This window comes from Bradyrhizobium sp. 25ACV (genome assembly GCF_054863005.1).
The window spans coordinates 1-22,276 of sequence record NZ_JAVAYO010000030.1 but is presented as its reverse complement, the minus strand read 5'-3'; the positions used below and the strand labels follow the sequence as shown (position 1 = coordinate 22,276).

The window sequence follows — 22,276 nt, the reverse complement described above, 5'->3', positions numbered from 1 at the left end:
AGGTATCATCGATTGGGCCGTGGTCGCAACTGATGCGCTATTTGCCCAGCTCGCGATTGTCGACATAGCGGATCGCGATCGGCCGCCCGGCCAGCGCGCCGCCGAGTCCGCCGGTGAATTTCAGCGGCAGGCAAGCCTTCAGTGATGAATTGATCGCATCCAGATAGGTCGTCCGGGTATCGGCGGGAACGCCAGGAGTTGCGAAGGTCAGGCGCGGCGGGCCGATCAGGCCGCCGGCCCTGTTGAAGCTGAAACGCACCGACATCTGCATGCCCGCGCGCGGATTGTCCGATGGCGGCGACCAGCAGCTGCGCAGCTCGGCGAAGAGGTCGCCGATCGTGTCGAGATCGTGATCGGGCTTTTGATATTTGGCGCGGTCGGCCTCGGACGGCACAGTCTCGATCGTGAGCTGAAGATTCTGGCCGTAAGGATAGTCGATCTCGGGAATGCAGGGACCGGGTTCGAGCGGGCTGCAATAGGACGGCGTGCAGGGCTGGCCGTCGAGCACGCTGCAGGGCTCGTGCGCGAACGGTATCGGGTTGATCTGGCGGCGCTGCGCGTCGGCGGCGATCGTCGAGATCGCCAATAGGATGAAAACGAGGATGCCGCGCCACATGGAGTGCACTCGCAAAGCCATGCGATAAAAGTGGCGTTGCCCATCAACGCGTCAAGTCCGAGCGCATTCACATGCGCGCGTTCAACACCGGTATCGTCGCCCGGCCAGTGCGCAATTGCGCACTAGGACCGGGCGACCCAGTACTCCGTGACGGCGGTTATGGAATCGAGAGGCTGCGGCGTACTGGATTCCCCGCCTTCGCGGGGAATGACAGCGGAGGGTGTGACTGAAAAGCGGGCGGAGCGCCCACCCTACCCCTTCTTCTTGACGTCCTTGACGTTGGTGAATTCGATGCCCTCGGCGCGCTCTTTGGTGTAGCCGAGATAGAACTCGTTTCGGGCGAGATACACGGGATCGCCGTCGACGTCGTCGGCGATGCTGGAGGTGTTCGCGGCGATGAACGTGTCGAGCTTCTTGCGGTCCTCGGAGGAGACCCAGCGCGCGAGCTGGAATTCGCTGACCTCGAACTCGACCGGCAATGAATACTCCGCCTCCAGCCGTGCCTTCAGCACGTCGAGCTGAAGCGCGCCGACGACACCGACCAGCGCCGGCGCACCGTCGCGCGGCCGGAACACCTGCACCACGCCCTCTTCCGACATCTGCTGCAGCGCCTCCTTCAGCTTCTTCGCCTTCATCGCGTCGGTGAGACGGACGCGGCGGACGATTTCCGGCGCGAAACTCGGCACGCCGACGAAGTTGAAATCCTCGCCCTCGGTCAAGGTGTCGCCGATGCGCAGCGTGCCGTGATTGGGAATGCCGACGACGTCGCCGGCGAAGGCTTCATCCGCGACCGAACGGTCCTGTGCGAAGAAGAATTGCGGGCTCGACAGCGGCATGCTCTTGCCGGTGCGAACCAGCTTGGCCTTCATGCCGCGGCTGAGCTTGCCCGAGCAGAGGCGCGCAAAGGCGATGCGGTCGCGGTGGTTCGGATCCATATTGGCCTGGATCTTGAACACGAAGGCGCTCATGCGCGGATCGGTGGCCTCGACCTTGCGCTGGTCGCTGTCCTGCGCGCGCGGCTCGGGCGCGAACTTGCCGAGGCCTTCCAGCAGGTCGCCGACGCCGAAATTGCGCAGCGCGCTGCCGAAATAGACCGGCGTCAGATGGCCCTCGCGGAACGCGTCGAGCTCGAACGGTTTTGACGCTTCGGTGACGAGCTCGAGCTCGTCCTTGACCGCGGAGACATCGAGATTGGCATTGAGCTTGGCGAGCTCGGCGATCTCGATCTGCTGCGCCGCGCCGGTCTTGGCGCCGCCGCCTTCGAGCAGGCGCACGCCGCCATTGGCGACGTCGTAGGTGCCGAGGAAGTCGCGGCCGCGTCCGACCGGCCAGGTCATCGGCGTGGTGTCGAGCGCCAGCGTCTTCTCGATCTCGTCGAGCAGCTCGAACACGTCGCGGCTCTCGCGGTCCATCTTGTTGATGAAGGTGATGATCGGGATATCCCGAAGACGACACACCTCGAACAGCTTTCGAGTGCGCGCCTCGATGCCCTTGGCGGCGTCGATCACCATCACGGCGGAATCGACCGCCGTGAGGGTGCGATAGGTATCTTCCGAAAAGTCCTCGTGGCCCGGCGTGTCCAGCAGGTTGAAGACAAGGCCCTCGAACTCGAAGGTCATCACCGAGGTCACGACCGAGATGCCGCGCTCGCGCTCGATCTTCATCCAGTCCGACCGCGTGTTGCGCCGCTCGCCCTTGGCCTTGACCTGGCCGGCCAAGTTGATGGCGCCGCCGAACAGCAGCAGCTTTTCGGTCAGCGTGGTCTTGCCGGCGTCGGGATGGGAGATGATCGCAAACGTGCGCCGCCGCGCCACTTCGGCGGCAAGCGGGGAACGGGCCGGCGATTCGGCTGTGGTGGCGGCGATGTCGGACATGGCGGGAGCGTGTGGCAGGGAAAACGGGCCTGATCAAGCCTCATTTGGTGATTGCGGAGCCCTCCGGCCAGCCCCATATCGGCCTTGGCCATACTGGCCTTGGGGGGAGGACGACCTCCCCGGCCCATCAGCACATCAGTCGCGGGGACGACCCTGCCTTGAATGGAGGGTCGTCATGGCCTGGAGCATCCTGTTCGTCGCGGGCCTTCTCGAGATCACCTGGGCGATCGGCCTGAAATACACCGAGGGCTTTAGCAGGCTTGTTCCGTCCGTCGTCACGCTCGTGGCCATGGCCGGCAGCGTCATCCTGCTCGGATTCGCCCTCAAATCCCTACCCGTGGGAACCGCCTATGCGGTCTGGACCGGCATCGGCGCGGTCGGCACCGCAACGCTGGGCATCATCCTGTTCGGCGAGCCGGCCACGGCCCTCCGCCTTGCCAGCATCGGGCTGATCGTCGCCGGGATCGTCGGGCTGAAGCTGGTTACTTGACCAAGATCTTGACCGCCCACCAGGTCAGCGCCGCCACGATGGCCGAGGCAGGAATCGTGATTACCCAGGCATAGACGATCGAGCTGGCAACGTTCCAGCGCACCGCCGAGACGCGGCGGGCGGCGCCGACGCCGACGATGGCGCCGGTGATGGTGTGCGTGGTGGAGACGGGAACCCCGAGATAGGTTGCCATGAACAAAGTCGCGGCTCCGCCGGTCTCGGCGCAAAAGCCCTGCATCGGGGTCAATTTGGTGATGCGCAGGCCCATGGTCCGGACAATGCGCCAGCCGCCCATCAGGGTGCCCAGCGCCATCGCCGCCTGGCAGGACAGCACCACCCAGAACGGCACCGAGAAGTCGCTGCCCAGATGGCCCTGCGAATAGAGCAGCACCGCGATGATGCCCATGGTCTTCTGCGCGTCGTTGCCGCCATGGCCGAGCGAATAGAGCGAGGCGGAGGCGAATTGCAGGATACGGAAGGCGCGATCGACCGCGAACGGCGTCGAGCGCACCGAGGCCCAGGACACGATCGCCACCAGCATCATCGCCAGCAGGAAGCCGATCAGCGGCGACAGCACGATCGCCAGCACCGTCTTGGTCAATCCGCTCCACACCGCAGCCGAGACCCCGGCCTTGGCCATGCCGCCGCCGACGAGCCCGCCGATCAGCGCATGCGACGACGAGGACGGAATGCCGAGCGCCCAGGTCACGAGGTTCCAGACGATGGCGCCGACCAGGGCCGCGAAGATCACCTGGGCGTCGACGATCGAGGGATCGATGATGCCGGTGCCGATGGTCTGGGCGACGTGCAGGCCGAACACCATGAAGGCGACGAAATTGAAGAATGCGGCCCAGAACACCGCGAATTGCGGCCGCAACACGCGGGTCGAGACGATGGTCGCGATCGAATTGGCGGCGTCGTGCAGGCCGTTCAGGAAATCGAACAGCAGCGCGACGGCGATCAAGCCGACCAGGACGGGAAGACCCAACGCGGCATCCACAGCGGCCTGCCCTAAACTTGCTCGATGACGATGCTGTTGATCTCGTTCGCGACGTCGTCGAAGCGATCCGCCACCTTCTCGAGGTGGTCGTAGATCTCGACGCCGACGATGAAGTCCATCGCATTGCCGTCGCGATGCTTGAGGAACAGCTCCTTAAGGCCGATGTCGTGGAGGTCGTCGACGCGGCCCTCGAGCTTGCCGAGCTCCTCCGTGATCGCGGTCAGCATGGCGACGTTCGGGCCGATCGATTGCATGAGCGGCAGCGCGCGGCCGACCAGATTGGCGCACTCGATCAGAAGCCCGCCAATCTCGCGCATCGGCGGCTCGAAGGTGCGGACCTCGAACAGCATCACCGCCTTGGCCGTCTGCTGCATCTGGTCGATGGCGTCGTCCATCGACGTGATCAGGTTCTTGATGTCGCCGCGGTCGAACGGGGTAATGAAGGTGCGGCGCACCGCCGTCAGCACCTCTCGGGTGATGTTGTCGGCGTCGTTCTCGAACTGGTTGACGCGCTGGCAATAGACCGGCGTCTCCTCGCCCCCGTTGAGCATGCCCTGGAGCGCGATGGAGCCCTGGATCACCGTCTGGGCATGCCGGTCGAACAGGTCAAAGAACCGTTCTTCCTTGGGCAGGAAAGCACGAAACCATCGCATCATGGGGGTAGGCTACCGGTTGGAAATGGCCCGGCCCTGTCGGACCGTCATGAAACTGTCATAGACCATTTTCGATCCGCGCGCGTGTCATCTCACGCCCGCGGAGCCGGATCATCCACCGCTTTCAGACGGCCGGTAAACCGTTTTTGAATCAGCTACTTAGAGCGATCGCCGGAAGTAATGCGCGATTTCGCCGATGACGCCGCGGCGGAAGGTGAGCACGCAGACCACGAAGATCGAGCCCTGGATCACGGTCACCCACTGGCCGAAGCCGGCGAGATATTGCTGCATGGCGATGATCGCGAAGGCACCGACCACGGGGCCGAAGATGGTTCCGAGGCCGCCAACCAGCGTCATCAGCACGACCTCGCCCGACATCGACCAATGCACGTCGGTGAGTGAGGCGTTCTGCGCCACGAACACCTTCAGCGCACCGGCAAAACCGGCCAGCGTTCCCGACAGCACGAAGGCCAGGAACTTGTACTGGTCGGTGCGGTAGCCCAGCGAAATCGCGCGTTGCTCGTTCTCCCGGATCGACTTCAGCACCTCGCCGAACGGCGAGTTGATGATGCGGTAGATCAACAGGAAGCCGGCGAGAAACCCGACCAGCACGACGTAATAGAGCACGGTCGGCTTGGAGAGATCGAGGACGCCGAACATGCGTCCCTGCGGGATACCCTGGATGCCGTCCTCACCGTGGGTGAACGGGGCCTGGAGGTAGATGAAGTACAGCAGTTGCGACAGCGCCAGCGTGATCATCGAGAAATAGATGCCCTGGCGGCGGATCGAGATGTAGCCGGTGATCAGCGAGAGCACGAAAGCCGCGGCGATGCCGACGAGGATGCCGAGTTCGGGCGGCAACGCCCACACTTTCAGCGCATGCGCGCAGCAATAGCCGGCGGTCCCCAGGAACATGGCGTGGCCGAACGACAACAGGCCGCCATAGCCGATCAGCAGATTGAAGGCGCAGGCGAGCAGCGCAAAGCACAGCGCCTGCATCACGAAGAACGGGTAGACGCCCGTGAATGGCACCGACGCCAGCAGCAGCGCCATCACTAAGAAAGCGATCATCTCGTCGCGCATCGCGCGAGGGGTCACCGGCAGCGTGTCGTCCGTCAGGGTTGTCATATCAGGCCGCCCTTCCCGTCAATCCCGTTGGCTTCACCAAGAGCACCAGCACCATCAGCACGAACACGACGGTGTTGGAGGCCTCGGGATAGAAGTACTTGGTCAGACCCTCGATCACACCGAGCGCGAAGCCGGTGATGATGGAGCCCATGATCGAACCCATGCCGCCGATCACGACCACCGCGAACACGACGATGATGAGGTCGGCGCCCATCAGCGGCCGCACCTGGTTGATCGGCGCCGAGAGCACGCCCGCGAGCGCGGCAAGGCCGACGCCGAGACCATAGGTCAGCGTGATCATGCGCGGCACGTTGATGCCGAAGGCGCGCACCAGCGTCGGATTTTCGGTGGCGGCGCGCAGGTAAGCGCCGAGCTGGGTCTTCTCGATCAGGAACCATGTCGCCAGACACACGACCAGCGAGAACACGACCACCCAGCCGCGATAGATCGGCAAGAACATGAAGCCCAGATTCATGCCGCCCTTGAGCTGGTCCGGAATGGCGTAAGGCAGACCGGAGGAGCCGAAATAGTTCTGGAACACGCCCTGCACGATCAGCGCGATGCCGAAGGTCAGGAGCAGGCCGTAGAGATGGTCGAGCCCGGTCAGCCATTGCAGCATGGTCCGCTCCAGGATCATGCCGAAGATGCCGACGACAACAGGTGCGATCAGCAGCGCCCACCAGTAGTTAATGCCGCCGAGGCTCAACAGGAAATAGGCAACGAAGGCGCCCATCATGTAGAGCGCGCCATGGGCGAAATTGATGATGTTGAGCATGCCGAAAATCACGGCAAGCCCGAGACTGAGCAGCGCGTAGAACGAGCCGTTGATCAGTCCCACCAGTAGCTGAGCGTATAGAGCCTGCATCGATCCCGCACCCGGTCCCTTCGGCGTTCCCTGAAAGTCGCCCGCGGGCCTGATGGCCCGCGGGCGGTTGTCTTACTTCTTCAAGAGCGCGCACTTGCTCTCGGACAGCGGCGTGAAAGCCTGGTCGCCCGGCACCGTGCCGACCAGCTTGTAGAAGTCCCACGGCCCCTTGGATTCGGAGGGCTTCTTCACCTCGAACAGATAGGCGTTGTGGATGGTGCGGCCGTTGGGCTGAATCTCGCCCTTGCCGAACAGATCGTCCTCCGTCGGCATCGACTTCATCTTCTCGACGACCTTGACGCCGTCATGGGGATTGCCGCCGAGCGCCTCCAGCGCCTTGAGATAGTGACGCACGCCCGAATAGACGCCGGCCTGCACCATGGTGGGCGGCGCGTTGTTCTTCATCTTTTCAGCGAAGCGCTTCGAGAACGCCCGGGTCTGGTCGTTCATGTCCCAGTAGAAGGTCTCGGTGAAGTTGAGACCCTGCGCCGTCTCCAGCCCGATCGCCTTGACGTCGGTGAGGAAGAGCAGCAGCGCCGCGAGCTTCTGGCCGCCCTTGCCGATGCCGAACTCGGCGGCCTGCTTGATCGTGTTGGTGGTGTCGCCGCCGGCATTGGCAAGACCGATGATCTTTGCCTTGGATGACTGCGCCTGGAGCAGGAAGGACGAGAAGTCCGGCGTGTTCAGCGGATGCTTGACGCCGCCAATCACCTTGCCGCCGTTGGCGGTGACGACCGCCGTGGTGTCACGCTCGAGCGCGGCACCGAAGGCGTAGTCGGCGGTCAGGAAGAACCAGCTGTCGCCACCGGCCTTCACCAGCGCCTGACCGGTGGTATGGGCCAGCATGTAGGTGTCGTAGGTCCAGTGCACGGTGTTGGGCGAGCACTGCGCGTTGCTGAGATCCGAGGTCGCCGCGCCCGAGTTGATGTAGACGCCGTTCTTTTCCTTGATGACGTTGTTGACGGCGAGCGCCACGCCGGAATTCGGCACGTCGACGATGATGTCGACCTTGTCGACGTCGAACCATTGCCGCGCGATCGCGGTGCCGATGTCGGGCTTGTTCTGGTGATCGCCGGAGATGATGTCGATCTTCCAGCCCTTCGCAGCCAGGCCGGAATCCTCAACGGCCATCTGTGCGGCGAGGGTCGAGCCGGGACCGCCGAGGTCGGCGTAGAGGCCGGACTGATCGGACAGCGCGCCGATCTTGACGGTCTTGTCCTGCGCGGACGCGACGCCTGTGACGGCGAAGGTGAGCGCGGTGGTCAGCAGCAATGATGCAATCGACTTCGTCTTCATGCAACTTTCCTTTTTGAATTTTCTCGTTGGCGGTACTAGACACCCAAATAGGTGTGGAGCTTGTCCATGTTGGCGGCAAGATCCGCATTGGAAAATCCGTCAATGATCTTGCCGTGCTCGACCACGTAGTAGCGGTCGGCGACGGTGGATGCGAAGCGGAAATTCTGCTCGACCAGGAGGATCGTGAAACCCTCCTTCTTGAGTCGCGCGATGGTGTGGCCGATCTGCTGGATGATGACCGGCGCCAGGCCCTCGGTCGGCTCGTCCAGCATCAGGAAGCTCGCGCCAGTGCGCAGGATGCGCGCGATCGCGAGCATCTGCTGCTCGCCGCCGGACAGCTTGGTGCCCTGGCTATTGAGCCGCTCCTTCAGGTTCGGGAACAGATCGAAAATCTGATCGAGCGGCAGCCCGCCTTCACGGACCACCGGCGGCAGCATCAAATTCTCCCGCACGTCGAGACTGGAGAATATGCCCCGCTCTTCCGGGCAGAATGCGATGCCCATACGGGCGATCTTGTCGGAGGTCGCGCGGATGATCTCCTGGTTGTTGAACTTCACCGAGCCGGTACGCTTGCCGATGATGCCCATGATCGACTTCAGCGTGGTCGTCTTGCCGGCGCCGTTACGCCCGAGCAGGGTGACGACCTCGCCCGCGTTCACGTCGAAGTTGATCCCGTGCAGGATGTGGGACTCGCCGTACCATGCTTCCAGGTTGCGGATTTGAAGGATGTTTCCGCCGGTCGCAGCCTTGGCCGGAGCCTCGGCGATCGCAGTGTCAGGCATGACCGGCTCCCAGATAGGCTTCCTTGACGCGCTCGTCCTTGGTGAGCTCCGAGTAATGGCCCTGCGCGAGCACCTGGCCGCGCGTCAGCACGGTGATGATGTCGGACAGGTTGGCCACGACGCTTAAGTTATGCTCCACCATCAGGATGGTGTATTTCGCCGAGATGCGCTTGATCAGCGCCGCGATCTTGTCGATGTCCTCGTGGCCCATGCCCGCCATCGGCTCGTCCAGCAGCATCATCTCCGGGTCGAGCGCGAGCGTGGTTGCGATCTCCAGTGCACGCTTGCGTCCATAGGGCATCTCGACCGCGGGCGTGTTGGCAAACTCGTTCAGGCCGACATCGTTCAACAATTCGCGCGCGCGATCGTTGAAGCGGTTGAGCACCGACTTGGAGCGCCAGAAATCGAACGAAGAGCCGTGCTGGCGCTGAAGCGCGACACGGACGTTTTCCAGTGCCGTGAGATGCGGAAACACCGCCGAAATCTGGAACGAACGGACCAGCCCCATGCGGGCCACGTCGGCCGGCGCCATCGCGGTGATGTCCTGCCCCTTGTAGAGGATCTTTCCGGCGGACGGTTTCAGGAACTTGGTCAGAAGATTGAAGCAGGTCGTCTTGCCGGCCCCGTTCGGGCCGATCAACGCATGAATGCTCCCACGGCGAACCTTGAGCGCAACGTCGCGGACGGCGAAGAAGCCCGCGAACTCCTTGGTCAAGCCTTCCGTTTCGAGAATAAACTCATCGGCCAAACAGATTTCCCCCTGCCCGCGCGAGCCGCGTGGCTATCCTTGTTGCTTCGGCTTTCCGGGGGCCTTGGAGCCTATCCTTGGAGCCCATCCGGAACGCCGCCTCCGGGCGCGGAATATGCCGGAGGTGACGGGGGTTAGGCAAGGCGGAAAGCTGAGCAGATCAGGTCTGCGGCTGGGATACAAATGCTCCCTTAGTCGGAGATGTTTTGATGTCGTGCCTGCCCGGCCTCCCGGTTCGCAAGGCACCGGTCATCAAGCCGTCGTTAACGGTCTTTCGTCCGGCGCGCCAGCCTTCATAGAAAATTTTCCCGCAGGCTGCATCATGTGCGGGTTTTGACGTTCCAGGATTATTGTTTTGGCTTTCGCAAGCGCCGCTCCGTCCGTCGTCAAGTCGATCAGGCAGCGTGATCTCCTGAACACGTGGCTGCGACTTTATGCGAGCCAGCAGATCGCGCCGGCGGTTTGGGAATATCAGCCTGCGCGGCTCGAGGAAGAGCTGTCCGATCTCATCTATTATACGGTGGACGCTTCGACGCCGGCGCCGCGCCTGACCATCCAGAGCGAAGGCACCCGCATCTCGCGCGCTTATGGACATACCGGCAAGGGCGTTCTGCTCGACGATTATCTCGGGCCGCGACTCGCCCCCTTCGTGATGCCGGTTTATTATGAATGCGTGGCGCGCGGGCTGCCCGTCTACAGCGTTGCTGACGTCGACGACATCTACGGGCGCATCGTCGCGTATGAACGGCTGCTGCTGCCTTTCCAGATCGGCGGCCAAGTCTGCCACGTCATCGCCTCGGTCAAGACCTTTTGCGAGGACGGCGGCTTCGAGATCAAGAATCTGATGCGCGGAAATGACGCGCTGCCGCGCCCGAAACTGCGCGCCGTGATCGATCGCGATCTCTTCCATCGCGCGCCTGGCCGCATCGCGACGGCCGACGTCGTCGAATTCGCGGACCAGCCGGCTCCCGGCGTCACCAACGAGATCATCGAGCTGAACTAGTCTCTAAAGCATGATCCGGAAAAGTGCGCAGCGGTTTTCCGAAAAGATCATGCTCAAACAACAACCTAAAGCGCGATGACAATCTCGTCGCGCTTTAGTCTCTAACGCGTCTTGGCGCCGACTTCCTTGGCATAGATGTCCGGCTTGAAGCCGACCAGCAGCTTGCCGGCGATTTCCAGCACCGGCCGCTTGATCATCGATGGTTGCGCTAGCATCAACGCCAGCGCTTTCTTCTCGCTCAAGCCTTCCTTGTCGGAATCGGGCAGCTTCTTGAAGGTGGTGCCGGCGCGATTGAGCAGCGTCTCCCAGCCGACCTTGTCGCTCCACTGCTTGAGCTTGTCCTTCTCGACGCCCGCCGCCTTGTAGTCGTGGAATTCATACGCGACGCCATGAGAGTCGAGCCAGGCGCGCGCCTTCTTCATGGTGTCGCAGTTCTTGATGCCATAGATGATGTTGGGCAAGATGTTCCTCGCGCATGGCGTACCGTGATGTTCGCAGCGTTGTACGAAACTCCGCTTCGCGCGACAATATTGCGAACGAGGCCAAACTCGCCGAACGGACATCCCATGCACGTCACCCACGATCCGGCAGCCGCCGCCACGCCGACCATCGACTTCAACAGCTTCCTCGCGGTCGATATCCGTGTCGGGACCATCGTCGATGCAAAACCGTTTCCGGAGGCGCGCAAGCCGGCCTTTCGGCTGTGGATCGACTTCGGCCCGGTGATCGGCGTGCGCAAGAGCTCGGCCCAGATCACCGAAAACCATCCGCTCGAGACTTTGGTGGGACAACAGGTCGCGGCCGTCGTCAATTTCCCGCCGCGCCAGATCGGACCCGTCATCTCGGAGGTGCTGACGCTCGGCTTCCCCGATGCCGACGGCAAGGTCGTGCTGATGCAGCCGAGCAAGCCGGTGCCGAACGGCGGACGGCTGTTCTAGCCGCGCGCGATCGAGCGCAGCCTCGCCTCTGTCGACGCATTCGCAACGACATCATCCTTCTCCTGCCAGGCCGCAGGCCAGCCAGACTTGACCAAAATCATGTTCTGGATTAAAAATGACTGACTGATCTGTTTTTATTAAGATCAACTTACCCTCTGCCCAATCGGGATCGACGGTAAAACGATCGACCTGTCAGTTATTTAAGGACGGCGAGATGCCCAAGATCAGCGACAAGCAGCGCGAAAGTCGACGGCAGCAAATTCTCGAAGCTGCTCTCGCCTGCTTCTCCGAAGACGGCTTTCACCAGACCGGCATGGCCGACATCGTGAAACGCTCCGGACTGAGCCACGGCGCGGTTTATCTCTACTTCCAGAGCAAGGACGATCTGATCGAGGCGCTCGCCGACGACCGGCATCGGCGCGAAGCCGTGCTCAATTCGGTCGCGCAAGGATCCGGCGATCCGATCGAAGGGCTTCACGCGCTGATCCGCGTTTACGCGCAATGGCTGACCGACCCCGCCGGCGAACCGCGCCGCCGTGTCGGCATTCACGGCTGGGCCGAAGCCCTGCGCAACCGCCGCGTCCGCACCAGCGTCGTCGAAGGCATCGACATGCCGCGCGCGCTGATCGTGGCGCTGGTCGAGCGCGGCCAGCATGACGGCCTGATCAGGCGCGACCTCGGTGCCGAAGCGATCGCGCGCGTGCTGATCGCGATCTTCCAGGGTTTTGTGCTGCAAAAATGCTGGGGCGAGGATTTTGACGTCGAGGCCTGCATGGCGGCCGTGGCTGGGGTGATCGACGGCTTTCGCACGACCAGGCCCGACATCAAGCGGCGAAGCAGGACGTAAGCGATGTCAGGGATCCATGACCTGCTTGCTGGCGCCGGCGTCGGCCTGGTCAGCGGATTGACCTCGGGCTTGATGGGAACGAGCCCGGGTGGCGGGCTCGTGATCTTCAGCGTGCTGCTGCTCGGCGCGGAACAGCACGTCGCGCAAGGAACGTCGCTGATCACGCAGGTCCCGCCGACGGGCCTCGCCGGCGCCCGCCGCTATTGGCAGAGCGGCAATCGCAGCCCCCTGCCGTGGATCGTCTGGATCGGCATCGGATTTCTCGTCGGCGGTGCCGGTGGCGGTTACACCGCGGCGGCGGTTTCCGACCAGGTCTTGCAATGGACTTATGTCGTCTATCTCGTCGCGCTGATCGCCCTGCTTATCCTGCGTCGCGATCGCAAGGACGGTGGCCGTGAGGCTGGCGACCAGGCCCAACTGCCCCGGCTACCCCTGCTGCTCATCGGCCTGCTCGCCGGGTTTTCCTCCGGCTTCATGGGCATCGGCGGCGGCCTGGCGATCACGGTCGGCCTTGCTGCGGGCCTGCGCGTGCCGCAGCATCAGGCGCAGCTCGTCAGCCTCGTATTCTCGGTCATCCCGACCAATCTTCCGGCAGCCTGGATCTACTGGAGCAAGGGCCTGATGGTCGGTTGGCCGGCCATCACAGGCATTCTGGCCGGCCTCTGGATCGGCACCGATCTCGGCGCACGCCTGGCCAATGGCGTCAGCAAATCGGTGCTGCGTCGGGTCATGATCGCCTTCGTCTCGCTGATGGCGCTCTACATGACGTACAAGGCGCTGACCTGATCTTACGGCCGAGGCGGAATGTTCAGCCCGCGCTGCACCGCCGGACGCGCGAGGCCCCGTTCGAGCCAGGCACCGACCGATTTGAACTGGGTGAATTCGACGAGCTCGCCGGCACCGTAGAAGCCGATCAGATTGCGCACCCAGCCCAGCATGGAGATGTCGGCGATGGTGTAGTCGTCATCCATGAACCATTGTCGTCCCGAAAGATGCGCTTCCATCACGCCGAGCAGACGCTTGGCTTCGGCGACGTAGCGGTCGCGCGGACGCTTGTCCTCAAAATCCTTGCCGGCGAATTTGTGGAAGAAGCCGACCTGACCAAACATCGGCCCGATGCCGCCCATCTGGAAGTGCACCCACTGGATGGTCTGGTAGCGACGGGCGGCATCCTGGGACAACAGCTTGCCGGTCTTCTCCGCGAGATATTGCAGGATCGCCCCGGACTCGAACAGCGGCAGCGGCCTGCCGCCGGGACCATTGGGATCGAGGATCGCCGGGATCTTGCCGTTCGGATTGAGCGAGAGGAATTCAGCCGTCTTCTGATCGTCCTTGCCGAAATCGACGAGATGGACCTCGTAGGGAAGTCCGATCTCCTCCAGCATGATCGAGACCTTGACGCCGTTCGGCGTGGGCAGCGAATAGAGCTGGAGCAGTTCGGGATGTTTGGCCGGCCAGCGTTTGGTGATGGGAAAGGCGGACAGATCAGACATCGACACTCCGGCTGCGTTCGTAAGACGCGCCTAATCTAGGCGAGCCGGCGAACGATGCAAGGCCGAGCAGCCGTCAGCTTAACGCCTGCGTCGCCAGCCAGTCACAACGGCCTTGAAGCGACTAGGGCGGCAGCGTCGCGACCTTGACGACCGGAGTCATGGTTTCATGCTGCAGTCGATACTGGATGAACCATTGACCCGTGATCAGCAGCGCAGCCGTGAAGGCAATCGCGAGGGTCGCGGTCGCCCATTGGCAGACGTCGTGCATGGCATTTGTCCCTCAGCTCCTGTGGCTTAAACGTCCGCTGACAGGCCGTGTTCCGACTTGGCAGGAAAATTTTGCCGGTTTTTCCCGTTTTCCCAGACGAGACGTTGCGTTGTTTCGAGGGACCATCGAGCAACTTACGCGTTGTGGCGGGATGAATATTGAGAAGCGCGCCCTGCTCGATCACGCTCAGCGCTGTCGCCGCGTCGCGGACGATCTCGCCCATCGCGAATCCGCCGACGGCTCCGAGAGATGGCCGATGTGTACGAAGCGCGAGCAGCAAGGCTGGACGATGAGGGTGGCTCCTTGAAGCCGAGCCATTGTGGTCGTGGTCACCTTGCCGGTACAAACGATCGGCAGAGTTGATCTAGTCAGTAGTTAATCTCCATTCGCAGTCCGCGCGGATCGATCTCCTCGCCGCCGACAAACCGCGTGCTGTCACGCGCCGCCACCGCGCAGGCGCAGGCGTCGATCAGATCGTCGCGACCGATGCCGGTGCCGTGGCGAAGCGTCAGCCATCTTTCGACCTTGGTGAAACCCCGAGCTCTCAGCAGCGCGACGCGCTGCTCGCGGCCTTGCGCCGACGTCTTGTTCGCGAGCCGTGCTCCTCCCGCCAGATTCCAGAAAATCAATTCCGGATGCGCTTCGCCGATCGTCGCCTGCCGCGCCGGCGTCATGACATCGTCGACCTCCCTGATCTTGTGCCTGATATTCCACAGCTGCGCCGACACACCTCTGCCCTTGCCCTCATGCGTCCAGTAGTAACGGTTGGCCTCAGCCATGTCGGCGAACGTCCAGAGATCCCGGCGCGCACCGAGAAACACGGCGGGGCCAATCAGCTCGCGCGCACGCAGGTCGCACATGCGATAGCCGGCCGGATTCAATCCGATCGGCATGTCGATCATCGCACGCGCATGCGGCAACGCGAGCAAACGCGTCAGGCCCGGCGAATAGTCAAAACCATGATTCCCGCGCTCGTCGATCCAGGCCGCGACCCAGCCGAAACGAAATCCGTCGAGGCCGAGATAACTGTTCACGCGCACGACCCCGCCGCTGCCGACGTTCGTTCATCCCATGCCGTCACCTCGATGTTGCTCGAACAGCGGTCATGCTTCATCTCGTTAGATATTCGCGCATCAAGGCGCGGGCACGATGCAGGCGTGCCTTTACGGTCTGCCTGGTCGCACCGAGCGCAGTGGCGATTTCGTCGATGGTCATTTCCTTGACGTCGCGCATCAACGCGACATCGCGATAGTGCGGCGGCAGCGCCTCGAACGCCGCGGCCACGTCGAGCCGCAAATCGGCCTCGGGGCGAGCCAGCAGCAGTGCCTCCGCCTCGCCGTCGTCGATGGCGGCGACGACACCGGCCCGACGCGCCAGCCGCAGGCATTCGCGGCGGACCACGCTGATCAGCCAGGCCGAAAGCGCCAGCATCGAACGGATCGTGCCGACATGGCGGAACAGGATCCACAGCGCCTCCTGCGTCGCATCCTCGGCATCCGCCGAGCTGCGGCAGGTCGCCCGCGCATAGCGGCGGATATCCGGCTGCGCCGTCTCGAGCAGCCGCGCGATCGCATGGGGATCACCGAGCCGTGCGGCCTCGAACAGCCTTGGTGAGATCGCAGCCGCACTCACGACACGCCCCCTCGCCCGATCCCCGCCATCGCGCACATCGGGCAATAGCCGACGAAGCCGGTCAGCGCGAAGCCTGCGCCGCCGAGCGCGACCAGCCACGCCGTCGCACCCGCCAGATAAATGAATGCCGCGACCACCACCGCCACGCCCGCGGCGATCCGCACCGCCTGGTGCAGGCCGCCGATGTTCTTCCTGTAAAATGCCATCGCTTCCTCCGAGATGAGCCGAGGCAAAGTGCCTCGACCATCAAGAGGGCGCGCCGGCCGGAAAGGATTCGCGGGGCGCGTGATTTTTTTCGCGGTCAGCCTCCGACGGCCTGATAGGCCAGGCGCTTGAACTCGAAGAAGAACGGATTCCAGAAGCCCATGTAACGCTGGGCCATCAGGACGCCCGCGGTGTTGGCCTCAGGGCAGATCCACCAATGGGTGCCGGCAAGGCCGCCCCACTGGAATTCCCCGGTTGAGTTCGGCGGATCAAACGGCGTCGGCGCGAAGGTGACCGCGCCGCCGAGGCCAAAGCCCTTGCCCGGGATCGGGCCGAGATTGGCGAAGCGGATGGTCTGCCCTGCCGGGAGCTGGTTCGTCATCATCTGCCGCAGCGTCTCCGGCTTCAGCAGCGCATCCGAACCGGGCAGCAGCGCGCGGACCAGTGCGAGCATGTCGGGCAGGGTCGAGACCAGACCGCCGCCGCCCGAGAGCCGCGGAAACGGCCGTCGATAGGCTTGCGGAAACGGCAGATTGTCGGCGCGCGTGAGCCCGGGCTTCATGGGATCGAGCACATCAGCGCCATTGTAGAGCGCAACCAGCCTGCCCTGCTGCGCTTCCGGCACGTGGAAGCCGGTGTCGGTCATGCCGAGCGGATCGAAGATGCGCGCCTTGAGGAAGGCATCGAGCGCCTGGCCGGAGACGACCTCCACGATACGGCCGAGCACGTCGGTTGCCACCGAATATTCCCAGGACATCCCCGGATGATAGGACAACGGCAGATCCGCGAGCCTGTCGATCATATCGGTCAGCGGCGTCAGCGGATTGAGTACGCGCGCCTCGTTGTAGGCTTTGAACAGCACCGTGCCGGGATCGAAGATGCCGTAGCTGAGGCCGGAGGTGTGGGTCAGGAGCTGGCGGATCGTGATCGGGTTCTTCGCCGGCTCGACATCGGCAAGGCTCGAAGCGCCCGGCTTCAGCACTTTGCGATTAGCGAGCTGCGGCAGGAATTTCTCGATCGGGTCATCGAGGCCGATGCGGCCTTCCTCGACCAGCAGCATGATCGCGCAGGCGACGAAGATCTTGGTGTTGGAAAAGGCGCGGAAGATATGGTCGGGACGAAGCGCGGTCTTGGCTTCGCGGTCGGCAAAGCCGACGCATTGCTGGTCGACCACCTCGCCCCCGCGCAGCACGGCCCAGGATGCGCCCGGAATGATCTCCTGATCGACGTAGCGCTGCATTGCCGTCCGTGCGGCGGAAAATTCCGTAACCTTGGCGTCCATGAGTTCCCCCAATTGCGGTTTGGACGGATATAGCGCGCTTTCGCGGGAAATGAAGGCCGCAGCGCCTATTGCTGCTTCATGAACGCGGTGACGTGCAGGCAGCGGCGGATGCGCATGCCCTGCCGCTGGTACAGCGCGATCGCCGACACGTTGCTGGAAAACACGTGCAGGAACGGAATTTCCCCGCGCGCCTCGATCCCGCGCGCGACGGCCGCAAGCAGCGCCTGCGCATAGCCGCGGCCACGATAGTCGGGATGCACGCACACGGCCGTCATCTCCACGAACTTGCCCGGCTTCATGCGCTCGCCCGTCATCGCGACCAACTGGTCCCCGGCGCGGATGCCGAGGAACGTGCCGAGTTCGTGGGTCCGCCGCGCGAACGGACCGGGCTTCGTCAGCTCCGTCAGCGCCATCATCGCGGGAACGTCGTCGGCACCCAGAGTAACGATCTCGGCATCGCGGAGCGGACTGTCGGCGGGCGAGCCGATCATCTGCTCGCAGGGCCCGGCGATCACGACCTTGAAACCGGCGGGTACCTCGACCGGATCCGGCGTGAATAATGCGGCGACCTGCGAGCCCGACAGCAGATCACCGAGCGCGGCAAAGCTGGCCTCGGACATCTCGGCCATGTCGGCGAACGGCGTCATGTCGACGGGATAGCGCAGCGCCCGCGGGCCGCCTTCGGCCAGATGCTTGTGGCTGGTCGTCAGCGCGCTCCAGATCGGGCGATCGAGCAGCGCCTCATCGCTGTCGGACACTGGCCTAGTCCTTGTCGAAGCTGACGATCACCGCAGCATTGGCGATGAGGATGGGATCGTTGGCCACTTCGGTCGCCGAGGGAATCTCCAGCCCGCCCTTGACCGCGGTGACGGTCACGGTGCCGTAGGGAAGCTCCTTGGCCACCGCCTCCTTGTCGACGGCTTCCGGATTGGGCACCGCGATCGTGACATCGACGAACATGTCGTTCGCGGTCTTGCCGATCATCCGGAAGAAGCCGAGGCTCGAATGCCTGATGGCATCCGACACCGCGCGCTTCGCCGCCTTGGTGGCGTCCCTGCCGTGGACATCGACGCCCATACCCATCTCGGTGACGCAGCGAACACGAGTCATGTTCATTCCCATTAGTGCTGGAGTTCAGAGGCCCGACCTTCCGCGATCTACGCCTCCGGCACAAGCGCCTTTTCGCGCAGGAAATATGCGTTGCGGTCCTCCTCCTGCGCGTTCACGACCGCGCGAATTCGCAACAAATCCTTGCGCGCAACCAGGCCCACCACGCGATGGCTGTTGCGTTCGACCACCGGCAGGCGTCCGAGATCGGAGGCGACCATGAGATCGGCGACACGCCCCAGCACGTCATCGGGATGCGCTATCACGGCCGATGAGTCCGAGACGACGTCGTCGAGCGTTGCCGCCTGGTGATCGCCCTCGGTGCGCCAGCGCAACACATCGGCGCGCGTGACCATGCCGGCCAGCCGTCCATCGGCAGTGACGACGGGATAGGATTTGTGACGGCGCTGGTCCGAGGTGAAGAAAGTGACCGCTTCGTCAATGGGCATGTCGACCGGCAGCGTGTCGACATCAGTGACCATGACATCGGCGGCGCGGAGCAGCTCGAACGGATCGATCGCGTATTCGCGCGTGATATGCTGGCCGCGGCGCGCGATCTTCTCGGTCAGGATCGAGCGCTTCAGCAGCAGCACCGTGACGGCATGCGCTGCGCCGGTCGCCGCCAGCAGCGGCAGCAACATGTCGATATTGCCGGTCAGCTCGATGGCGAACATCACGCCTGTCAGCGGCGAGCGCATCGTGCCGCCCATCATCGCGGCCATGCCGACCAGTGCCCAGAATGACGCGCCACCGGGCAGCGCCAGCCCCTCCATCCAGCCAGCCGTGCCGCCGAGGATCAGCAGCGGCGCCAGCACGCCGCCCGATGTGCCTGAGCCGAGCGCGATCACCCAGACCACGGATTTCACCAGCAGCAGCCGGATCGCCTCATCGCGCGCCATGTGGCCGGACAAGAGATCGGCGATGACGTCGTAGCCGACGCCAAGCGCGCGCGGATCGACGAGGCCGCCGAGGCCGACGATCAGACCGCCAAGCATCGGCCACCACATCCAGTGCACCGGCAGACGATCGAACAGGTCTTCGATCGCGTAGAGCAGCCGCGTCATCAGCCCTGATTGCAGGCCGGCGACGATGCCGACGCCGATCGCTGCCGCCGGCCCCCACCACGGCAGGTCCGGCCGCTCGGCAAACGGAAACAGCGGCCCCGTCCCGAACAGCAACGGCCGCCACGCCGCCGAGACCACCGCCCCCGTCACCACGGGCAGGAAGCTGCGCGGCTTCCATTCGAACAGCAGCAGTTCGACCGCGAGCAGGACGGCCGCGATCGGCGTGCCGAAGATCGCGGTCATGCCGGCGGCAGCACCCGCAACCAGCAGCGTCTTGCGCTCGGCGGCGGTGAGATGGAAGCATTGGGCGAAGATCGACCCGATCGCGCCGCCGGTCATGATGATCGGCCCCTCGGCGCCGAACGGACCGCCGCTCCCGATCGACACCGCCGAGGACAGCGGCTTCAGGACCGCGACCTTCGGCTGCATCCGGCTGCCGCCGATCAGGATCGCCTCGATCGCCTCGGGGATGCCGTGTCCCCGGATCTTCTCCGAGCCGAAGCGCGCCATCAGCCCGATGACGAGGCCGCCGAGCGCCGGCGCCAGCACCATCCAGATCCCGGGACGGGCATTCGCCAGCGAAACGTTCTCGGTGCTGAAATGACCGAACCAGACCAGATTGGTGACGAGCGCGATGAGCTTCAGCAGCACCCATGCGGCGCCCGCCCCGAGGCTGCCGACCAGCAGGGCCATGCCGATCAGGATCAATACGCGGCGGTCGGCGGTGAAGTCTCCGGGCTTGCCGCGAGGACGCGGGAGGCCGCCGGTGATGTCCAGGGTCTGGCGCATGGATAGCTCTTGTCGGGAGATTTTGGCGGGATGGTTCTTGGCGCTGCCAATATATCGTGTCACGATATATATCAAGGAATGGCTGGTATGATCCTCCGGCCAAGATGGAGGCCGGGAGCGCTACCTCTCCCGCGCCCGCAGCTCGTCCACGAGCACCCGCACGTTCTCCGAATAGTCGATCGGGATCACGACCAGATGCACGCCGCCCTCTTTGAAGGCGGCATCCAGCGTCGGACCAAAGCTGTCGATGCTCTCGATCCGATGCCCCTTCGCGCCATAGGACTTCGCGTAGAGGACGAAATCGGGATTTCCAAAGGTCATGCCGTAGTCGGCGAAACGATCGACGGCCTGCTTCCAGCGGATCATGCCGTAGGCCTTGTCCTCCAGCACCAGCACGACCAGATTGAGCTTGAGGCGGACGGCGGTCTCCATCTCCTGACTGTTCATCATGAAGCCACCGTCGCCGGCGACCGCGAGCACGCGGCGATCGGGATAGAGCATCGCGGCCATCATCGCCGACGGCAGGCCGGCGCCCATCGTCGCCAGGGCATTGTCGAGCAGCAGCGTGTTGGCGAGGCGGGTCCGGTAGTTGCGCGCGAACCAGATCTTGTACATGCCGTTGTCGAGCGCGACGATGCCGTTCTCCGGGATCAACTGCCGGATGTCGTGCACGATCCGCTGCGGCGTCGGCGGCCAGCGCGCCTCGGTGGCGCGGTCGGCGATGTGACCGAGAATCTGCTCACGCAACGGCAGCAGCGCCGCAGCCTGCGGCAGCTTGCCTTCGAGCCGGTCGGCGAGCAATTCCAGGCTGGGGCCGACATCGCCAATGACCTCCGCGTCGGGAAAATAGACCAGCTCGACGCTCGCCGACGTATAGCTGACGTGAATGACCTTCGGGCCTGACGGCCCCATGATGAAGGGCGGTTTCTCGATCGGATCGTGACCGATCGCAATGATCAGGTCGGCGGCATCGATCGCGTCATGAACATAGTCGCGCTCGGACAGCGCGGCGGTGCCCATGTAGAGATTGGTGCCGCCGGGCACGGTGCCCTTCCCCATCTGCGTTGTGAAGAACGGAATGCCGGTCCGCCGCACGAAGCTGGCGATACCGTGGGTCGCGCGCGGCCGGCTGGTCGCAGCGCCCATCATGACCAGCGGATGTCTCGCCGACAGAATCATCTCGGCGGCGCGATCGAGCGCAGCGCGATGGGCGACCGGGATTTCGATCGGATGGACCGGGATCACGGGAACATCAGGCACTTCGTCACCCGCAATGTCCTCGGGCAATTCGAGATGCACCGGCCCCGGCCGCTCCTCCATGGCGACGCGAAAGGCGTCGCGCAGCACGGTCGGAATGCTGGAGGCGCTGACGATCTGCCGCGACAGTTTCGTCAACGGCTTCATGGTCGCGACCACGTCCACGATCTGGAAGCGCGCCTGCCGGCTGCTCATGATCGGCTTCTGGCCGGTGATCAGGATCATCGGCATCGCGCCGAGATGCGCATAGGCCGCGCCCGTGGACAGATTGAGCGCGCCCGGGCCGAGCGTCGAGAGGCAAACGCCGGGCTTGCCGGTCAACCGCCCATGCGTGGCAGCCATGAAGGCGGCAGCCTGCTCGTGACGGGTCAGGACCAGCTCGATCTTGGAGGTGCGCAGCGATTCCACGAGATCGAGATTCTCTTCGCCGGGAACGCCGAAGATGCGGTCGACACCTTCATTCTCCAGCGCCGCGACAAACAGGTCCGATCCCTTCACCTTGCGCTCCTGTCCGCTCATGTCGCCTCCGCTTGTGCTCACTCCCGTGTTCGGGAACAATGACATGGTAGTGGTCCGTGGCATATGCACAACTCACAATGAGGCGCGCAATTGCATCAACTCTCGTTGCGAGCGAACCGAAAGAGGATGTACGGCCGAGATGCAGCCGGGCTGTCGCCCTTCGAGGCTCTCCACGCGACGCGTTGCGTCGCACGGTTCGCACCTCGGGGTGACGGTCATGAATGGGCGCTCGCGGCAAGGCGTTGGATGCTCAGTTCTGCAGACACACCGCGGCAATCTCGCGGCGGGATCTCGCCCGAGCTTCGCTTCATCTCGACACCCTCTGTCAGAGGGCGCAGGGAAGACCGGGTGCCGGCTGGCACCCGCGGTCCACTGTGCTAAACCTGCGTGACAAGAAGCTGCACAGCGGCATACAGGTGTA

Annotated in this window: 25 protein-coding genes; 5 read left to right on the top strand and 20 right to left on the bottom strand. The window is 63.8% G+C overall.

The genetic code is table 11. The annotated features are described in order from the left end of the window. Positions 1-37: 37 nt before the first annotated feature. Positions 38-616: a hypothetical protein gene (locus RAD04_RS38140; RefSeq protein ID WP_461627899.1), complete on the bottom strand. Its 579-nt coding sequence runs from the start codon at positions 614-616 to the stop codon at positions 38-40. Positions 617-867: 251 nt separating this feature from the next. Beyond that, positions 868-2,490: a peptide chain release factor 3 gene (locus RAD04_RS38135; protein ID WP_461627898.1), complete on the bottom strand. Its 1,623-nt coding sequence runs from the start codon at positions 2,488-2,490 to the stop codon at positions 868-870. 175 nt (positions 2,491-2,665) lie between these two features. On the opposite strand from RAD04_RS38135, the gene sugE reads away from it, so the two are divergent. Then, entirely contained in the window at positions 2,666-2,980 is a 315-nt protein-coding gene (sugE, locus tag RAD04_RS38130; RefSeq protein WP_461627897.1) for a quaternary ammonium compound efflux SMR transporter SugE, read from the top strand. Here sugE and RAD04_RS38125 read toward each other — a convergent pair. From RAD04_RS38125 to RAD04_RS38095, 7 genes are all read right to left on the bottom strand, one after another. Beyond that, entirely contained in the window at positions 2,973-3,980 is a 1,008-nt protein-coding gene (locus tag RAD04_RS38125; RefSeq protein WP_461627896.1) for an inorganic phosphate transporter, read from the bottom strand. The two genes, sugE and RAD04_RS38125, sit on opposite strands and share 8 nt — an antisense overlap. An 11-nt stretch (positions 3,981-3,991) precedes the next feature. Next, the gene (locus RAD04_RS38120) at positions 3,992-4,636 is read right to left on the bottom strand and encodes a DUF47 domain-containing protein (protein WP_018317614.1); all 645 of its coding nucleotides are present in this window, start codon (positions 4,634-4,636) and stop codon (positions 3,992-3,994) included. 156 nt (positions 4,637-4,792) lie between these two features. Continuing rightward, a complete protein-coding gene (locus RAD04_RS38115) occupies positions 4,793-5,761 on the bottom strand; it encodes a branched-chain amino acid ABC transporter permease (RefSeq protein WP_461627895.1) in 969 nt (322 codons plus the stop codon). A 1-nt stretch (position 5,762) separates the two neighbouring features. Beyond that, positions 5,763-6,626 carry a branched-chain amino acid ABC transporter permease gene (locus tag RAD04_RS38110; RefSeq protein WP_461627894.1) on the bottom strand — a complete coding sequence of 288 codons (864 nt, stop codon included), beginning with the start codon at positions 6,624-6,626 and terminating at the stop codon, positions 5,763-5,765. Between the two features lie 72 nt (positions 6,627-6,698). Continuing rightward, positions 6,699-7,922, bottom strand: coding sequence for an ABC transporter substrate-binding protein (locus tag RAD04_RS38105; RefSeq protein ID WP_461627893.1), 1,224 nt, complete (start codon positions 7,920-7,922; stop codon positions 6,699-6,701). 35 nt (positions 7,923-7,957) lie between these two features. Continuing rightward, positions 7,958-8,704: an ABC transporter ATP-binding protein gene (locus RAD04_RS38100; RefSeq protein WP_038972499.1), complete on the bottom strand. Its 747-nt coding sequence runs from the start codon at positions 8,702-8,704 to the stop codon at positions 7,958-7,960. After that, complete coding sequence (locus RAD04_RS38095; RefSeq protein ID WP_018317619.1) at positions 8,697-9,452, bottom strand: ABC transporter ATP-binding protein; 756 nt, start codon at positions 9,450-9,452, stop codon at positions 8,697-8,699. Before RAD04_RS38095 ends, RAD04_RS38100 begins: the two co-directional genes overlap by 8 nt. A 355-nt stretch (positions 9,453-9,807) precedes the next feature. Between RAD04_RS38095 and RAD04_RS38090 the strand changes: the two genes are divergently transcribed. Continuing rightward, the gene (locus tag RAD04_RS38090) at positions 9,808-10,455 is read left to right on the top strand and encodes a hypothetical protein (protein WP_461627892.1); all 648 of its coding nucleotides are present in this window, start codon (positions 9,808-9,810) and stop codon (positions 10,453-10,455) included. Positions 10,456-10,556: 101 nt separating this feature from the next. Here the strand turns inward: RAD04_RS38090 and RAD04_RS38085 are convergent, their stop codons facing one another. Beyond that, positions 10,557-10,916 carry an ArsC family reductase gene (locus RAD04_RS38085; RefSeq protein WP_461627891.1) on the bottom strand — a complete coding sequence of 120 codons (360 nt, stop codon included), beginning with the start codon at positions 10,914-10,916 and terminating at the stop codon, positions 10,557-10,559. Between the two features lie 105 nt (positions 10,917-11,021). Between RAD04_RS38085 and RAD04_RS38080 the strand changes: the two genes are divergently transcribed. The 3 genes from RAD04_RS38080 (at position 11,022) to RAD04_RS38070 (ending at position 13,026) form a co-directional block, all read left to right on the top strand. Beyond that, positions 11,022-11,393, top strand: a complete 372-nt coding sequence (locus RAD04_RS38080) for a tRNA-binding protein (RefSeq protein ID WP_212246315.1) — start codon at positions 11,022-11,024, stop codon at positions 11,391-11,393. 214 nt (positions 11,394-11,607) lie between these two features. Further along, complete coding sequence (locus tag RAD04_RS38075) at positions 11,608-12,240, top strand: TetR/AcrR family transcriptional regulator (RefSeq protein WP_461627890.1); 633 nt, start codon at positions 11,608-11,610, stop codon at positions 12,238-12,240. Positions 12,241-12,243: 3 nt separating this feature from the next. Then, a complete protein-coding gene (locus RAD04_RS38070) occupies positions 12,244-13,026 on the top strand; it encodes a sulfite exporter TauE/SafE family protein (protein WP_461627889.1) in 783 nt (260 codons plus the stop codon). Positions 13,027-13,028: 2 nt separating this feature from the next. On the opposite strand, the gene RAD04_RS38065 is transcribed toward RAD04_RS38070, so the two are convergent. The 10 genes from RAD04_RS38065 to RAD04_RS38020 form a co-directional block, all read right to left on the bottom strand. Further along, entirely contained in the window at positions 13,029-13,733 is a 705-nt protein-coding gene (locus RAD04_RS38065; protein ID WP_461627888.1) for a glutathione S-transferase family protein, read from the bottom strand. A 121-nt stretch (positions 13,734-13,854) separates the two neighbouring features. Next, complete coding sequence (locus RAD04_RS38060; protein ID WP_165637180.1) at positions 13,855-14,001, bottom strand: hypothetical protein; 147 nt, start codon at positions 13,999-14,001, stop codon at positions 13,855-13,857. A 368-nt stretch (positions 14,002-14,369) separates the two neighbouring features. Beyond that, positions 14,370-15,035 carry a DUF429 domain-containing protein gene (locus RAD04_RS38055; protein ID WP_461627887.1) on the bottom strand — a complete coding sequence of 222 codons (666 nt, stop codon included), beginning with the start codon at positions 15,033-15,035 and terminating at the stop codon, positions 14,370-14,372. A gap of 76 nt (positions 15,036-15,111) precedes the next feature. Then, positions 15,112-15,633 (bottom strand): RNA polymerase sigma factor, encoded by a 522-nt coding sequence (locus tag RAD04_RS38050; protein ID WP_461627886.1) that lies wholly within the window; start codon positions 15,631-15,633, stop codon positions 15,112-15,114. Beyond that, positions 15,630-15,839, bottom strand: a complete 210-nt coding sequence (locus RAD04_RS38045; protein WP_461627885.1) for a YgaP family membrane protein — start codon at positions 15,837-15,839, stop codon at positions 15,630-15,632. Before RAD04_RS38045 ends, RAD04_RS38050 begins: the two co-directional genes overlap by 4 nt. A gap of 95 nt (positions 15,840-15,934) precedes the next feature. Further along, a complete protein-coding gene (locus RAD04_RS38040) occupies positions 15,935-17,119 on the bottom strand; it encodes a serine hydrolase domain-containing protein (RefSeq protein ID WP_461627884.1) in 1,185 nt (394 codons plus the stop codon). Positions 17,120-17,184: 65 nt separating this feature from the next. Beyond that, complete coding sequence (locus tag RAD04_RS38035; protein WP_461627883.1) at positions 17,185-17,877, bottom strand: GNAT family N-acetyltransferase; 693 nt, start codon at positions 17,875-17,877, stop codon at positions 17,185-17,187. 4 nt (positions 17,878-17,881) lie between these two features. Continuing rightward, positions 17,882-18,229, bottom strand: a complete 348-nt coding sequence (locus tag RAD04_RS38030; protein ID WP_026201886.1) for a Lin0512 family protein — start codon at positions 18,227-18,229, stop codon at positions 17,882-17,884. A gap of 47 nt (positions 18,230-18,276) precedes the next feature. Next, a complete protein-coding gene (locus RAD04_RS38025; RefSeq protein ID WP_461627882.1) occupies positions 18,277-20,079 on the bottom strand; it encodes a chloride channel protein in 1,803 nt (600 codons plus the stop codon). A gap of 120 nt (positions 20,080-20,199) precedes the next feature. Continuing rightward, positions 20,200-21,855, bottom strand: coding sequence for an acetolactate synthase large subunit (locus tag RAD04_RS38020; RefSeq protein WP_461627881.1), 1,656 nt, complete (start codon positions 21,853-21,855; stop codon positions 20,200-20,202). Positions 21,856-22,276: the final 421 nt, after the last annotated feature.

Excerpts from the sequence above, each read along its gene's own strand:
- RAD04_RS38040 (WP_461627884.1), bottom strand. The coding sequence starts at position 17,119 with ATGGACGCCAAGGTTACGGAATTTTCCGCCGCACGGACGGCAATGCAG.
- RAD04_RS38075 (WP_461627890.1), top strand. The coding sequence starts at position 11,608 with ATGCCCAAGATCAGCGACAAGCAGCGCGAAAGTCGACGGCAGCAAATT.
- RAD04_RS38100 (WP_038972499.1), bottom strand. The coding sequence starts at position 8,704 with ATGCCTGACACTGCGATCGCCGAGGCTCCGGCCAAGGCTGCGACCGGC.
- RAD04_RS38115 (WP_461627895.1), bottom strand. The coding sequence starts at position 5,761 with ATGACAACCCTGACGGACGACACGCTGCCGGTGACCCCTCGCGCGATG.
- RAD04_RS38105 (WP_461627893.1), bottom strand. The coding sequence starts at position 7,922 with ATGAAGACGAAGTCGATTGCATCATTGCTGCTGACCACCGCGCTCACC.
- RAD04_RS38025 (WP_461627882.1), bottom strand. The coding sequence starts at position 20,079 with ATGCGCCAGACCCTGGACATCACCGGCGGCCTCCCGCGTCCTCGCGGC.
- RAD04_RS38140 (WP_461627899.1), bottom strand. The coding sequence starts at position 616 with ATGTGGCGCGGCATCCTCGTTTTCATCCTATTGGCGATCTCGACGATC.
- RAD04_RS38070 (WP_461627889.1), top strand. The coding sequence starts at position 12,244 with ATGTCAGGGATCCATGACCTGCTTGCTGGCGCCGGCGTCGGCCTGGTC.
- RAD04_RS38135 (WP_461627898.1), bottom strand. The coding sequence starts at position 2,490 with ATGTCCGACATCGCCGCCACCACAGCCGAATCGCCGGCCCGTTCCCCG.
- RAD04_RS38045 (WP_461627885.1), bottom strand. The coding sequence starts at position 15,839 with ATGGCATTTTACAGGAAGAACATCGGCGGCCTGCACCAGGCGGTGCGG.
- RAD04_RS38120 (WP_018317614.1), bottom strand. The coding sequence starts at position 4,636 with ATGATGCGATGGTTTCGTGCTTTCCTGCCCAAGGAAGAACGGTTCTTT.
- sugE (WP_461627897.1), top strand. The coding sequence starts at position 2,666 with ATGGCCTGGAGCATCCTGTTCGTCGCGGGCCTTCTCGAGATCACCTGG.
- RAD04_RS38110 (WP_461627894.1), bottom strand. The coding sequence starts at position 6,626 with ATGCAGGCTCTATACGCTCAGCTACTGGTGGGACTGATCAACGGCTCG.
- RAD04_RS38060 (WP_165637180.1), bottom strand. The coding sequence starts at position 14,001 with ATGCACGACGTCTGCCAATGGGCGACCGCGACCCTCGCGATTGCCTTC.
- RAD04_RS38080 (WP_212246315.1), top strand. The coding sequence starts at position 11,022 with ATGCACGTCACCCACGATCCGGCAGCCGCCGCCACGCCGACCATCGAC.
- RAD04_RS38065 (WP_461627888.1), bottom strand. The coding sequence starts at position 13,733 with ATGTCTGATCTGTCCGCCTTTCCCATCACCAAACGCTGGCCGGCCAAA.
- RAD04_RS38020 (WP_461627881.1), bottom strand. The coding sequence starts at position 21,855 with ATGAGCGGACAGGAGCGCAAGGTGAAGGGATCGGACCTGTTTGTCGCG.
- RAD04_RS38030 (WP_026201886.1), bottom strand. The coding sequence starts at position 18,229 with ATGACTCGTGTTCGCTGCGTCACCGAGATGGGTATGGGCGTCGATGTC.